Raw genomic sequence first — 13,936 nt, 5'->3', positions numbered from 1 at the left:
GTCACAAGACGCTCTCTCATCCTCACTTTTGCGTAAATAAGGGAGAGGTACCGAGCGTCGCTTGACTGGGAAGTAGCTAGCACGTCTTTCAATTGACGAGTGTCCCGGAAGGGAAAAACATTTGATAGCCGCCAGTTCCTCTCCCCTTGTTTTGCTGTTGCATCCCCTTCAATGAGTTCACCCATCCCTTCATATCGCCCACTGAGATTCGGGCAACGTGCAGCCGCGTACTCTGCCGGATCAAGATTGTTGCCTCCAGCACCTGGGTAGTTCGGCGGGGAATGGAAACAAGCAGTACAACTAAGAGCCAGTCCCACAATACATGACTTAGCTCGCGTCATTTTTTGTCCTTTTTTTCTGTGCCTGGTTACGGAATATCGACCAATCGATGCCATATTGATTCAGCAATGTGACTGCGGCGAAAGGCGCCGCCAACGGGATGTCAATATCCGTCTGGATTTCGAACATCATGCGCTGGAATGATGTCATGCCTTCCTTCAGGTTGCCAAGGCTGTCGTCAGCAGTAAGGCTACCAAGGAAATCATGCGGCCCAGCAAAAGACTCCAACACCTTGTCGGTAAATGTGCCTGGTAAGTATGGTGATTTTGCAGGCGTGCCTTCTAGTCCTTGGAACCCTCCCGTCAGCCCCCTTCATTGTTGAGTGCTTGCGCCAATGTTCACGGCTTTCCCGTGTCCAAGTTAGTAGTTCCCGTGAAATCCCATACGCCATCCGGCCGCGCTACAACCGATCCACATTTCTGCAGATCGTCGATGCTGACACGCGTTCCGGCAATTTTCATCCCATCACCGTCAATACCAGCGCTAGGTCCAGTCGCATTGGAGGTAAGCGTACCGGATTTGTCCTGCGTGTCGTAGACACCCTTGAATCGCTGAGACGATTCAATCTGGTCCTGACGCATTGCATCAGCCGCCCACGCGACCGCAGCCGTCGCAAAGCAGCAAATGCCGAACTAACAAGGAGACCGCCTGCGGCCGTCTTTGTAGGTGAGGCCAATCCGAAGGCCGGTTGCACTAATTGCTGTCGGACCTGAATGGTCGGACTACCTCAGGCTTCTCCGGCAACGGCAACGGCTCTTCTACATCACCGTATCACTAGGCCCCGGGGACAGATATCAGGACTGATAGCGCCCTCTAGCCGAATTTTTCAAAAATTAATTCAACTCCCATCGAAAAAATCATCACTGGATGTGCCATTATTATCTCTGCGAAACGACTCTCCGGCCTCATCACCAATTTCTTGGTAAAGACGCTCAAGATAGTTATATGCCGACTCAAATACTGTGTCGAATTCCCCCGAATTCAGTGTTGCCACATTCAATTTATCCGAATTTAGGCTACGATATAGGAGCTTCGCCTCGCTCACACCTTCGACTAAATATATCTTCCAGCAATCAAAAACATCGACCGGTATACGCACATCAAGTCGCGCGGGCAAAAAATCCTGGTGTGTATAGCCAAGAATTTCATCACTGACTCCGTCTAGCGCATCCGAAATCATGCCGAATATCTTTTCCCCCGGCAACATAAGGAGCTTCTGACATAATCTCCCTCCTCTATCACCGATAATATACTTCATCTGAAAAAGAATATCTCGCAGAGAAGTCCCCATGCCGTAGTCTCCAACGACTTTTCCCTCCAGCCAGTAGCAAAATCTCCCGAACAACCATGGACCACCGCAGTTCCGGTCCACCTCTAGCGCTATCGAAAATCTATATCTATCACCAAACTCCATGGCTACTTCCCCAACTGTTTCAGAACACTATTTGGCACCTATGATTTGGGAACTGATCCACTGAAATGCACCGCACCAGCATTGTCCGAGAAATGCCGATAGTAGCCGCTTTCACCCAACGCATACCCCGTCCCCATGCCTCCCCGAACTGCTCCAGCGTTGTATGCGCTCTGAGCGTCAAAAGGCTCAGGTGTTTTATTCGGGTTTATACAACGAACTCCCCGTGTCATGCGCCGGATTGGTTTGATATGGCGGCTTTACGCGAACCTCTACATTAGAAGGACTGTACGGGCTGTCAGCTAGCGCCGGGCTTGGTGTTGTTGATAGTCCAGGACCAGAGCCACTGATTGCAGTCATTCTGCGCAGTCAACGCCGCCGACGTCGCATTTGTCCCCAGCAAAGCACCAGCCGCGCCGCCGATCAATGTCGCCAGTCCAACCGTCAAAGCCAACCGGTTGAGATCGTCGCTATATTTCGCAACCGTGCTATCGGCATACACCGTATCCCGAATCAATGGCGCCGCGATCGCGCTGGCTGCGCCGCCAGCCGCGCCGGGTGCGTCGCCGTGTGGATGTCCTGTAGTCGGGCATCACTCGGCGCAAAACAAACGCCAAGGCTACCGCCGTCTCATAGGTAGCTCAAATGAGAAACGCGACCCCTCAGTCGTTTGCCCGCTGATTTTGGACGATGTCACCGTATAGCTTTCAACGACACCTTCGGTACCAAGCTTCCAAAGCTCAGTGCCATCTTGAGCAATGCCGACAAAGCCCATCTCATCTCGAACAATTAGCGAATCACCAATCTCGATGAATTCGTGAAACACCAAAGGCACGCGGAAGGAGAAGCACTTGATACCGATCGTCAAGTCGTAGCAGACCAAACATTCATTGATACCCACGAGCATACGTTGACCATCGAGCACGGCCTGCGGCACCAGACCTAAGTTCGCGTAACCAACGTTCAGATGCGAGCCTTCCGGCGTTTGAACATATCCCCACGTATTCACATCGCAGGTCAGCAGCGTCCCAGCACATTTTCCCCAGAAGCGCGCGCCTCCATGTCGCTGCGGGAGTCGCAAGGTACCCACTTCAGCATATCAAATCCAGTCATAGTCACTTGGCGATAATGTAATGCATCCTTGATTTTACGTTGAGAACTTCCATAGCTGACTAGCTACCTCCCCGGGGCATAGCGGACGTAATGTTGACCAGTGTCCCAGCTTGAGAGGTAACAAACAGTCGGCGCTTATCCCGCATATAAGTAACAATTCCGCCCTTGCTGGGTGGCTCAAGTACGATAAGAATACTGACACCATCACGGGTCCCGTCCTTCACGAATTTTCCATTATCCTCGTAGGATCCGTAAGCCTAACGTCTGCAGGCCAGAAGAAATTTTTCCATAGAAACGACAACCCCAACTGTGGTCGGGTTCGATTCTTCTGCGTCAAGAATTTATCCCCCCCCACTCCACCAGATAAGCAGTAGATAGAGGACCGAGATAATCTCTAGTCCGATTCCAATGACCAGAAACGCCAGAGACTCGCAAATAAAAGGCCTCTAGTAAACCCGTCGCCACAAGTTCCTTGAGCGCCACATTGCTGCTTGCAAGACCACTCTCGATGATTTGGAAGATATGCGTTCTGGTTTCAAGATCAAGTTCGTCAACATGATCGGCGAGAGCCTTGCCAAGTTTTCCAAACAAAACTGTAGTGGGAATGTCCTCTCCCCATTCCTCAAAGGCCAGTCTCCTGGCCGAACTGAGCACATTGCATTGGGCCAGTTCCGCAACGAACTCTTGCCAGGTACGCATTATTTTCCTCCCAAGGCATTTTGAAGATCCCGTAAGACGTTCTGAGCTGCTGAACGATCTCCAAACGAAGCATTTGGACTCGAGTCCAACCATTTTTGCAGAGCAATCGAGTAGTCTTGCGCCTTTTGGGTATGGAACACACCACCGATAGGACTACCAGTCTGGGTTTCATAGCGAACAGCGTCTGCCGTGCTTCCCGTGCCAATTTTCGCACCATCACGATATAAGTCGTCGATCAAACCGCCAAGCTTTGCGTCTGAGACAACAGGTTTTGCCATCTTCGATGCCAGATCGTCCGCAAGCTTTGGTGCAGTCGCTGCATTCGCAGTCCCCCCCGCCGTCACAATTGCATCGCTGGCAAGTGTGCCCTTGGTCGCTATGAACGTGCTGATCTTGCTATAGGCTACCGCCCCCACGGGGATAGCACCCAGAATTCCGGACAACCACCGATCCGCCGTATCGAGGGACTGACCGCTCAGGGTCTGCCCCGTAACCGCCTGGTACAGCATCGCCGCCGAACCGTAGTACGGCAGCAGATTCGACAACGTGTCGGCCAGCTTCAGCGTTTGCTCTGGCGTCAAGTTATTCATCCGCGCCAGCATCGCGGCGGCCTCTACCTCCCGGACTTGCTTGTCGATACGTCTAAAGTCATCAACCGTGCAGTCTGGCTCACAGAGTTTCGTCAGTCTTGCGTTCTCACGGTTGGCAATGCCGCGCGCCGGTCCTGTCGAAGTCGCATTATTCAACGACTCATTCTGCGCAGCCAGTGCCGCCGACGTTGCATCCGTACCGAGCAGCTCGCCGGCTACTCCACCGATCAGCGTCGCCAGACCGACCGTCAACGCCTGCCGGATCTTGTCGTCGCTGTAGTTGAGCACCGGACTGTCCGCGTAGACCACATCCCGGATCAATGGGGCGACGATGGCACTGGCCGCGCCACCCACAGCACCACCCGCACAGTCACCGCCCGTCAGGCTCGCCGCAGCGCAACCCAGCAACGCATGACCAGCCGCATTCGCCAGGATCGTCTCCGCAGTCGCCTTGTCCGAGCCGATGCCCGGCAGTCCCCCCCCAATCGCATTGGCCACTCCCGCCGCCGCATCCCGAACCAAGCCGCCGGCAAACGCCTGGCCGAAGCTGCCGCCATAAGCAATGGTGTTCACCCCGGCGCTGATCGCCGAGCGCACCACGGAGGATGCTATGTAGCTGCCGAAATTGGCCTGGATCGCCCCCCAGTTACCAAGGCTGATGTTCTCGCCGATGCTGGAAAGCCCTGCGCCGCCAAGGTCCAAACCGGCTGTCACGCCCTTGGTCAGGCCGGCAGTCGCGCCGGACACCACGCCCGCCTTGAGCGCGGCGCCGATATCAAGTGATCCGTTCAAGATCAACTGGCTTGCCATGCTCGACAGCGTGCCGGCTACCAGCCCCGTCACCGCCAGCGACATCGCCGCGCCAATGCCAGCGGCGGCAAATGCCGCCCCTGCCGCTGCCGTGGCCCCCATCGCAGCACTGTAGGCCGCACCGACAATCGCTGTGCCAGTCCCCGCCGTCACAATCGAAATCGCCACCGCGGCCGCCAAGGCCACGATCTGGCCAAGAACCCCAAACCCCTTCTTCTCCTTAATGAACCGCGTATGAATATCGTCGCTGACCGTATCCTCGGTGTAGTTCAGCCCGAGGTTGGCCTTCAGTTGGTTCACCAGCGCCAGCGTCGCGGCTTCGTCGACCGTGCCGTCGGCGTTGCGGATCAGGAAGGCGTCGTTTACCGCGTGGATGCGCTCGGTCTCGATGTCCATGTGCATCGCGCTCATGAACCCGCCCGGCTGCACCACCGTGCCCGTGATCTCGTTCCAGCCGCCTTGCACCTTGTACGCCGAGGTGCCGATGTCCACCACGTTCGGGCCGATCTCGATGCTGCCGGCCTTGACCTGCAGCGTGTCGGTGGCCGTCACCGTGCCGGTGTTGCGTAGCTGGCCTTCGATGTCCAGCTTGATGTTGTCGCCCGCGATGCTGCCACCGGTGGGCTTGGTCAGGGCCTGGGCGTAACCTTCGGGCAGGTAGACCTGCGGCACCAGCGCGTTGACCGTCGGGCAGGCAATGCTCGCCAGGCTGTTGCAGCTCGGGTCGGGCACGGCTTGCTGCACGTACCACAGCATCGGCGCGTCGAGCGCCGACACCTGCTCGGGCGTGAGCGCGGTGCCCAGCGCGATGCTGTGTTCCTTGGCGTAGTCCGCCGCGTTGCGGTACAGGACCAGCTTTTCCTGGTCGGTGACCGAGAGCTGGTTCTGGCTGTCCCACGCCAGGCCGTTGATGAAGCTGGCTTGTCCGGTCTGTTGCAGCGCGGCTTGCTGGAGCTTCTGGCCTTCGGTGTAGGGGTCGTAGTAGAAGTTGACGTTGCCTGGGCGCAGTTCGGCCGGCAGTTGCGCCAGCAGGCTGTCCGGCGTGACGCCGGCCAGCACGGCGGTGGCCGCGCTGTTGTTGAGGTACTGGGCGCGATCGGTATTGACGCTGGGGCCGCTGACCGGGTTGCCGCCCAGGTTAGCGTTGAAGTGCCAGTCGATGGTCTGCTTGCCGCCGACGTCCGGCGCCGTGGGCGCGGCCACGATCACGGGATTGAACTGCCAGGGCCGCGTGGGGTCACTCACGGGCGTGGCGGCCGGCACGGCGCCGGCGGGTGCGGCCACGGGACCGAGGGAGATGACCTGCTGCGCGCCGGTGGACGGCGGCGTGGGCTGGTTGGGGCTGGTGTAGCCGTTGACCAGCGCCGCGCCGGTGAGGTCGACGGTGCTGCCCATCAGGTTGCCGGTGTTGAGCACCTGGCCGCCTGCGGTGACGGACAGCACGCGGCCGGCCTGGATGCCGGATTCGAGGCTGCCGAGCGTGGCGCGTCCGCCGGTGTCGTGCCAGCGGTCGCCACCCGAGCGGTCTTCCTGCCAGCGGCCTACCCAGTCAGCATTGAGCGGCAGGCTGCTGTTGTCGATGGCGCCGCTGGCGCTGACCGTGACGTCGCGCCCGCCGGTGATCAGGGCACCCTTGTTGGTCAGCGTGCCGCCGTTGATCTGCACGTCGCGCGCGGCGCTGATGACGGCGGCCGGCCCGGCGGCGGTGTCTTCGGTGGCGGCGCACTGGCTGTTGCCGTAGCTGCCGCCCGGGTTGCAGCCGCCCGCGTAGGCGGGGTTGCTGCTGCCGTAGCTTTTGTGCAGCTGGACCGGGTCCAGCGTCTTGTTGACCAGCGTGGGCGCGGTGATCGACACGTCGCCGTTCAGGGACTGGATGGCCCCGGCCTGGTTGGTGACACTGCTGCCGGCGGTGAGCTTGACGTCGCCTTGCGCGGCCAGCGTGCCGCTGAGGTTCTGGATATTGGCGGCGTCGATGGTCAGCGTCTGGCCCGCGGCGACCGTGCTGGGGGTCTGCTGCCACGCCAGCGTCTCCACGCGCTGATAGCTGTCGCCCGGGCAGGAGGCAGCGCCGGGCACGCAGCCCGGCGTGGTGATGACCTGGCTGTCGTGCAGGCCCTGGTTGGTGAAAGTGCCAGGCGTGGCGATGGCGATCTTGCCGGCGGCCGCCAGGTCGCCGCTGTTGGTCAGGTCGCCGGTGCCGGTCAGGCCAAGGTTGCCGCCGGCGACGATCTGGCCGGCCTTGCCGAGCTGGTAGCTCACGGTGGACTGGCTGGGCAGCGCCGGCTGGGCGCCGCTGCCGGTCTGGCCGAGCACGACCGGCGACCAGGGTGGCGGGCCGGGACAGGTGTCGCAGTCGCTGATGACCGGCGGCACGCCGTAGACCAGCGGGCCGGGCATGGTCGGGGACACCAGCTCGGTCGTCAGCGCGGCAAGCCGTGCCATGAAGGCGGACAGGTCGACCTGGTTGACGGTATCCGTAACGCTGTTGACCAGCGTTGCCGAGCGGCCGTTGTCAAGGCTGCCGAGATTGAGCGTGACGTCCCTGCCGGCGGACACGACGCCTCCCTTGTTCGACAGGGATGCGGCGGTAATGTCGAGATTGCCGCCGCTGATGATCTGTCCTGCCGCGCCGTCGGTCTGCCGTATCGTGGTGCGATCCACCGTGGGCGCGGCGATGTCCCGCACGGTGGCATTCTGGTAGTCGGGCGGCATGGTGCCGCCCCACGCCGAGGTGGGAATGAAGTGCCAGAGATAAACCTGCGCAAAGCCATCCCCGCTCGTGGTGTTCTCCCTGCCCAAGACCAGCCGCACCGAGCCGTCCGGGTTGCGCATGACATTGCCCAGCGTGACTTCGGTCGGCGTGCCGGGGATGAAACCCGGGCAGCTGTCGCAGCTGCCGCCGGGCAGCCACGGCACGTAGCTGCCGATGACCACGGTATCGAGCAGGCCCGGATTGCTGGCCTTGCTGGTGGCGCTGCCCGCATCCACCGGGCCGGCACGGTCGTTGATGACCGCGCCGGCCGCGATATGCAGGTTGCCGTTGGCGCCGAGCACGCTGCCCAGGTTGTTCACCGTGCCGCCGATGTCGATCTTGAGATCGCCATTGGCCTGCGTGGTGCCGCCGCGGTTGTCGTAGTTGCTGCCGGTGATGGCGATATTGCCGAGCGATTCCACGGTGCCGGCATTGGTGATGTCGCCGTTCAGCGCGAGGTCGCCATTGGCGTGCACGGTGCCGGTGTTGCCGAGGCTGCCGGCCGACAGGGACAGGTTGCCGCCGCCGATGATCTGGCCGCTGTTGGCCAGCGTGCCGCCGGTGGCAAGCGACAGGTCGCCCGCCTTCTGGATGGTCCCGGTATTGGTGATGCCCTGGCTGGCGTTGAGCACGACCCTGCCGCCCGGCACGTTCCAGGTACCGGTGTTGTTGATGGCCAGCGCGGCCAGCGTCAGCGTGCCATTGGCATTGAGCGTGCCGTTGGCGGCGGCGGACGGGTCGAATACCTGGCTGGGGGTGTTGAGCGTGAGGTTGTTGCCGGCCAGCAGTTGGCCGGCGGCGTTGTTGAAGCTGCCGTTGCCGCCCGTCACGCTGAATGTCAGGTCGCCGATGGCCGGATTCTGGCCGCTCAGGTCGCCGGCGAACAGCGTGCCGCCCTGGTTGGCCGTGAGCGCGCCTGCAGTGACCGCCAGGTTTTGCGTGCCGGCGATCAGGCCCTGGGCGTTGTCCAGGCCACCGGCAAGGGTGGCGGTGACGTTCTGGCCGCCGATGGTGCCGCGGTTGACGAGGCTGTCGGCGGCCAGGGTGAGCTGGTTGCCGGCAAGGGTGCCGGTATTGCTGAGCGCGCCGCCTTGCACGGTCAGTTGCTGCGTGGCGATGGTGGCGCCGCCGTTGGCGACCGCTTGCCCGGCGAGGCTGGCGTTGCCTGCCGTGGTGTCGCCCGTCAACGTGAGATTGCGCGTGGCGGCGGCGTCGAGCGTGCCGCTCACGGCGTTGACCTGCCCGGGCGCGGAGCCGATGGAGATGTCCTTGCCGCGCAGCGTGGCATTGCCCGCGACCCAGGTGAGCTGGCCCGCGTTGAGGGTCCGGCCAGCGTTGGCGGCCAGGTTGCCGCCGGCGAGCACGCTGCCGGCGAGGTGGATGTCCTGGCCCGCCGCCAGGCTGGCATTGCCGACGCTGCCGAGCGTGCCGTTCACGGTGGCGGAACCGGCCGTGGCCGTCAGGGCGACCGCGCCACCGCTGCCGAGGTTGCCGGAAACCACGGCATCGCGCCCGGCCGTGACGGTGACGTCCTTGTCGCTGGTGAGCGCGCCGTCGATGGCCACGCTGCCCGCGGCGGCGGTGATCGCGGTGTTGCCGGCGCTCTGCGCCTGGCCGCCCACGGTGACGTTCTGCGCGGCAACGAGCGTGAGATCCTCATTGCTGCCGATCTGGCCTGTGGTGGCGATGCTGCCGCTGCCGGCGACCACGGTGGCGGATTTTGCGGACAGCACTTCGCCACCAAGGTTGACGTCGGTGCCGGCGTTCACCGTGAGCATGCCGGGCGACACGACATTGCCGGCCGTGGTGACGCTGCCGGTGACGCCGGTCAGCGCCACGTTGCCGGAGGTGCTGCCTGCCGCGCCGTTGATGGTCAGGTTGCGCCGGGTGGACAGGTTCAGGTCGCTGGCGGAGATCGCGTTGCCGTCGATGGTGGTGTCGCGCGCGGCTAGGAGCTGGATCTGGCCGGGCGAGGTGACGTCGCCGCGCAGCCGGATGTCGCCGCGGCCGTCGTTGCCGGCGGCCTGCACCGCCACCTGCGCGCCGTTGACCACGCCGCCGATATCGACGCTGCCGCCCGCGGCCAGGGTCACGGCGTCCTGCGCCTTCGCGCCGCCGGCGCCGGTGATCGAGCCGCCGGCCGCCACCGACAAGGCGCGGCCGGATTCGAGCGTGCCGCCAAGCGTGGCGTCCGTGCCCGCCTTGATGCTGTAGCCGGCCTCGCCGAGGCCATTGCCCGAGGCGGCGACCGCGCCGGCGGCGGTGAGCGCGGCCTGCTGCTTGGCGTAGGTGTTGCCCACCTTGAGGTTGCCTGCCGAATCGAGCGTCAGGTTGCCGGACGATGCCGCCAGGCTGCCATCGGCGCGCACGCCGAGCCCGGCGGCCGTGCTGACGATCTTGATCTGGCCGGCGTTCATGGCGCCGAAGGCGGTGGCATCGATGGCCAGGCCGCCGGTGGCGGAGCTGTTCGTGGCCGCGTTGTTGGCGCCTGCGGCGGACGTGGCGAAGCCGCCCGCGTCGGGCGTGACCAGTTGCCGGCCTGCCACGAGGTTGATCTGGTTGCCGGCGTGCAGGGCCGCGTCGATGCCGATCGACTCCGCGATCAGGCTGATGTTGCCGACCGTGCCTTCGATGCCGGACGCATTGGCGTTGCCCGGCGCCGGGTTGGCGATCTGCACGCGCCCGCCCTGCACCAGGAAACCGGCCGCGGCCGCCGTGTCGAAGCTGGTCGGCGCGCCGCCGGCCGTGAGGAACTGGGGCGTGCCGGTGGTCAGCGTGACCTGCGTGGTGTTGGTGAAGCCGGCGCCGCTGGTGTAGACGCCGCCCGGCGCGGCGATCACCAGCCCGGCCGGCGCGCCGAACACTTCCACGGTGCCGTTGATCTGCGCCGGCGACTGGCTCGTGACCTGGTTGATGATGAGGCTGGCCGGACCCGACGCGGCAAGGTTGGCGTTGGCGCCGACCTGCCCGCCCAGGAAGCTGCCGCCGCCGGTGGCGCTGTTGTTCAGGATCAGGCCGATCGGGTCGACCACGAAGGCGCGGTACTGGTTCAGCGAAATGCCCTGCGCATTGGGCGTGGTGATGCCCACCACGGGCACGCCGCCCTGCGGCGCGCCGGGGCCGGTGGTGCTGGTGATGGTGGGGGTGAAGCGTACCGGGGCGCTGGGGTCCGTGATCGGCGCGGCGTAGGCCTGCGCCGGGCCGAAGCGCAGCATCACCGGCAGGTGGGCGACCGCCCAGCGCAGCAAGCTCTGCCGTACCGCGCCCGCATGCACCGCCGGCGCCTGCAGTTCCACCGCGCCCGCGGCCAGCACGCCGGCGGCCTGCTGCGCCTGCTGCAACGTGACCTGCATGGGGCCAAGCCACAAGGTCATGGCGACCAGCCCCGCCACCGCGCGCGCCAGCACGCTGCGGCGCCCGCGTTCGGCAAGCGACAGCGCGTCCGCGTCGGCGGCGAGCGGCGGCATGGGTTGCTGCGTGTCGGTGGATGGCGTGGCCGGTCGGTCGTGGTGCATGGTCGGTTCTGGCTGTCTTCTTGTTCGTTCTGCCTGCTGGTCCCGCTCGCCGCCTGCGCTGGGGCGGTGCCGGATCGCCTTACTGGGTGATCTTTGCCTTGGTCAGCAACTGCGTGACCAGCGCGGTGGTGGCGCGCTCGAGCGCCTGCGCCTGCAGGGCCTGCTGGATGCCGGGCTTGGCGGCCTCGTAGGCCGGGACCTGGGTCGGCCGCGCTTCATCGACCTTGACCAGGAAGCGGTGGTTGTTCCAGGCAATGGGCGCGGCGCTGACCGCCCCGGCCGGCAGCGCCGCAATGGCCTGCGCCAGCGGCAGCGGCAGGCTTTGGGTCTGCCCCTCCTGCGCCGGCACCTTGAAGCTGATCCATTCCATGGCGCCGCCGCTGGCCCTGGAGGGCGCCAGGCTGACCGCCTGCGCGACCTTGCCGAAGTCCTCGCCGCCCTTGATGCGGGCCAGCGCGCTGCCGGCGGCCGCATCGTCCGCGACTTCGATCACGCGGGCCTTGTATTCCTTCTCGCCCAGGCTGGCGACGATGGCGTCGTAGCGCTGCCTGACCTGCTCGTCGGTGACGGGCGCGGGCTTGATCCTGTCCTTGAGCCAGGCCTGGGTCAGGATGTTGTTGCGCGCCTCGCGCAGCGCGGCCTGGACTTCGGGGCGCGTCTCCAGCGTCTTGTCCTTGGCCGCTTCCTGGCGGAACAGCTCGCGCGCGATGAGCTGCTGCTTGATGGCTTCGCGTGCCTGCGGCGCGTCGGCGATGCGCATCTGCTGCATGGCCTGCGTGACCTGTTCGTCGGTCACGGCCACGCCGTTGACGGTGGCGGCCTGCGCGGCCTGCAGGCCGCAGGCCAGCGCGGCGGCGGCAACGAGGCGAGTGAGGCGAACGAGGCGGATCTGTGCTTGCATGACGGGTCCTTGGGATAGCCGATAAAGCGTGGGTTCAGTAAGTCCAGTTCAGGGTGGCGAGCACCAGCGCGCTCTTCGTGCCCAGATAGGCGGGCTGCGCCAGCGGCATGCCGAGCATCAGCTCGCTGGTGAAGACCTGCCTGGCCCACTGGGCGGAAAGGCGCAGCCCCAGGCCGGTGCCGGCGACGGACTGCCAGTTGCGCGTTGCCACATAGGCGGTCTGGCCGCCGTCGAGAAACACATAGGGTTCCATGCGCACGCCGGCCAGCGCCGGGGCGTTGGCCCAGGCCAGCTCGTTGCGCAGGTAGGCGCCGCGGTCGCCCGCGATCACGCCTTCGCGGAAGCCGCGCACGGTGCTCATGCCGCCCGCGTAGATCTGCTCGGAGCCGAACAGCGCGACGTTGGCCCACTGGCCGGCGAGTTGCGCGCGCCAGGCCAGTTGCGCGCCGCCAGACAGGCGCGGCAGCGGCAATTGCAGCGTGGCGCTGGCGTCCAGCTTGGTGAACTGCGCGTGGGCTTCGTCGGCGCGGATGTCCGACGGATCGCGGGTCGCGTTCAGGGAGGTCAGGCCGCGCGAGATGCCGGCCTCCGCCGTGGCGTATCCGGGCTGCCCGTTGGCGGCGAAGCGGCGCAGCCCGCTCCAGGCCGCGCGCAGCACGGTCAGGCGCTGGGGGTCGAGCTGCAGGTTGTTGATCTCGCGCTCGCTCTTGCGATAGGTCAGCGTCAGGTCCAGCGCCTGGCGCCCGGTCCTGTCGCGGGTGATCACGCGGTTCCAGCCCAGCGTGTGGCCGAGGCTGCGGCCGTAGAGCAGCGCCGTGTCGGCGATGGCGCTCTGGTACTCCGAGAGCGAGCCGGTATAGCTGAACGTGTTGTAGCCGAACGGCACGGCCGCCGACAGCACGGCGGCGTTGGTGTCCACCGTGCCGATGTAGCTGGCGGAAACGGACTCCTGGAAGCCCAGCGCGTTGTCCGCGTCGATGCCCAGCCGGGTGCGCGCGATGCCGGTGCTGCGGCTGCCGTAGTTGTCCACCCCCGCGTTGAAGCGGAAGCGGTCGCCGGTCTGGTTCGTCAGCGCCACCACCGAGCTGCCCGGGGTCTGGCCGGGCAGGATCTGCAGCTCGGCCTGGTTGCGGCGCAGGCGGTTGATCTGGTCGACGCCCTGCTCCAGGTCGGGCAGGCGCAGGGTGTCGTCCGGCGCCGGGAACTGCCACGCGGTGCCGGCATCGGTCAGCAGGCCGCCGCCAACGGTGTCGAACAGCCCGCCGCCGCCCGGGCGGATGACGCGGCCGTTGAGCTGGATCGACTCCACCGTGCCGGTCACGACGGTGACGACGAGCACGCCGCTGGCCAGGTTCTGCTCGCCCAGGTAGGCGCGCGTGGTGATGTAGCCGCGGGCCACGAAGGCCTCGGTGAAGCGGCGCAGCAGCAGGTTGATGCGGTTGGTGCCGAGCGCGTGGCCCAGGAACGGCGCGGTGATGGCATCGACTTCGGCCTCGGAGAGCACGGTGTTGCCGCGCACCTGGATGCGCCGGATCTCGAAGGTGGCGGAGGTTTCCGGCACGGCCTCGACCGGCGCGTCCGGCGCCAGCCCGGGCGCGGCCTGGATCTGCGCCGGCGGCTGGGTGGCCTCGCGCTCCAGCTCGCGCTGGCGCTGCTCGCGCAGCAGGCGTTGCGCGGGGTCTTCCTGCACCGCCGGCGCGGACGGCACGGGAAGCGGCGGCACCTGCGCCATTGCCGGCGTCATCGCCAGCGCGGCGGCCAGTGCCGCCACGGCATGGAATCCGTCGAAGTCGCGCATGCTCACGT

7 protein-coding genes are annotated in these 13,936 nt (G+C 64.8%); all 7 read right to left on the bottom strand.

Annotated elements, in window-relative coordinates:
* Nucleotides 1–327: 327 nt before the first annotated feature.
* The 7 genes from KF708C_RS36000 to KF708C_RS26620 all read right to left on the bottom strand — a co-directional run bounded on the left by KF708C_RS36000 (nucleotide 328) and on the right by KF708C_RS26620 (nucleotide 13,928).
* Nucleotides 328–567: a hypothetical protein gene (locus KF708C_RS36000; RefSeq protein ID WP_156173966.1), complete on the bottom strand. Its 240-nt coding sequence runs from the start codon at nucleotides 565–567 to the stop codon at nucleotides 328–330.
* Between the two features lie 610 nt (nucleotides 568–1,177).
* On the bottom strand, nucleotides 1,178–1,753 hold the full coding sequence (locus KF708C_RS34920; RefSeq protein WP_082079935.1) for an Imm42 family immunity protein: 576 nt from the start codon (nucleotides 1,751–1,753) through the stop codon (nucleotides 1,178–1,180).
* A 616-nt stretch (nucleotides 1,754–2,369) separates the two neighbouring features.
* Nucleotides 2,370–2,831: a hypothetical protein gene (locus KF708C_RS35995; protein ID WP_156173965.1), complete on the bottom strand. Its 462-nt coding sequence runs from the start codon at nucleotides 2,829–2,831 to the stop codon at nucleotides 2,370–2,372.
* Nucleotides 2,832–3,196: 365 nt separating this feature from the next.
* A complete protein-coding gene (locus KF708C_RS35990) occupies nucleotides 3,197–3,562 on the bottom strand; it encodes a DUF7674 family protein (protein WP_156173964.1) in 366 nt (121 codons plus the stop codon).
* Nucleotides 3,562–11,229, bottom strand: a complete 7,668-nt coding sequence (locus tag KF708C_RS26630; RefSeq protein WP_231586594.1) for a two-partner secretion domain-containing protein — start codon at nucleotides 11,227–11,229, stop codon at nucleotides 3,562–3,564. Before KF708C_RS26630 ends, KF708C_RS35990 begins: the two co-directional genes overlap by 1 nt.
* 79 nt (nucleotides 11,230–11,308) lie before the next feature.
* Complete coding sequence (locus KF708C_RS26625; RefSeq protein ID WP_059414044.1) at nucleotides 11,309–12,130, bottom strand: peptidylprolyl isomerase; 822 nt, start codon at nucleotides 12,128–12,130, stop codon at nucleotides 11,309–11,311.
* A 34-nt stretch (nucleotides 12,131–12,164) separates the two neighbouring features.
* A complete protein-coding gene (locus tag KF708C_RS26620) occupies nucleotides 12,165–13,928 on the bottom strand; it encodes a ShlB/FhaC/HecB family hemolysin secretion/activation protein (RefSeq protein ID WP_059414226.1) in 1,764 nt (587 codons plus the stop codon).
* Nucleotides 13,929–13,936: the final 8 nt, after the last annotated feature.

The sequence above is a fragment of the Cupriavidus basilensis genome (genome assembly GCF_000876015.1).
GTDB classification, from domain to species: Bacteria; Pseudomonadota; Gammaproteobacteria; order Burkholderiales; family Burkholderiaceae; genus Cupriavidus; species Cupriavidus basilensis_B.
This window is presented reverse-complemented; position numbering and strand designations above follow the sequence as displayed.

What these genes read in the sequence shown, in the direction of transcription:
- KF708C_RS35990 (WP_156173964.1), bottom strand. Translation starts at nt 3,562, where the DNA reads ATGCGTACCTGGCAAGAGTTCGTTGCGGAACTGGCCCAATGCAATGTG.
- KF708C_RS26625 (WP_059414044.1), bottom strand. Translation starts at nt 12,130, where the DNA reads ATGCAAGCACAGATCCGCCTCGTTCGCCTCACTCGCCTCGTTGCCGCC.
- KF708C_RS26630 (WP_231586594.1), bottom strand. Translation starts at nt 11,229, where the DNA reads ATGCACCACGACCGACCGGCCACGCCATCCACCGACACGCAGCAACCC.
- KF708C_RS26620 (WP_059414226.1), bottom strand. Translation starts at nt 13,928, where the DNA reads ATGCGCGACTTCGACGGATTCCATGCCGTGGCGGCACTGGCCGCCGCG.
- KF708C_RS34920 (WP_082079935.1), bottom strand. Translation starts at nt 1,753, where the DNA reads ATGGAGTTTGGTGATAGATATAGATTTTCGATAGCGCTAGAGGTGGAC.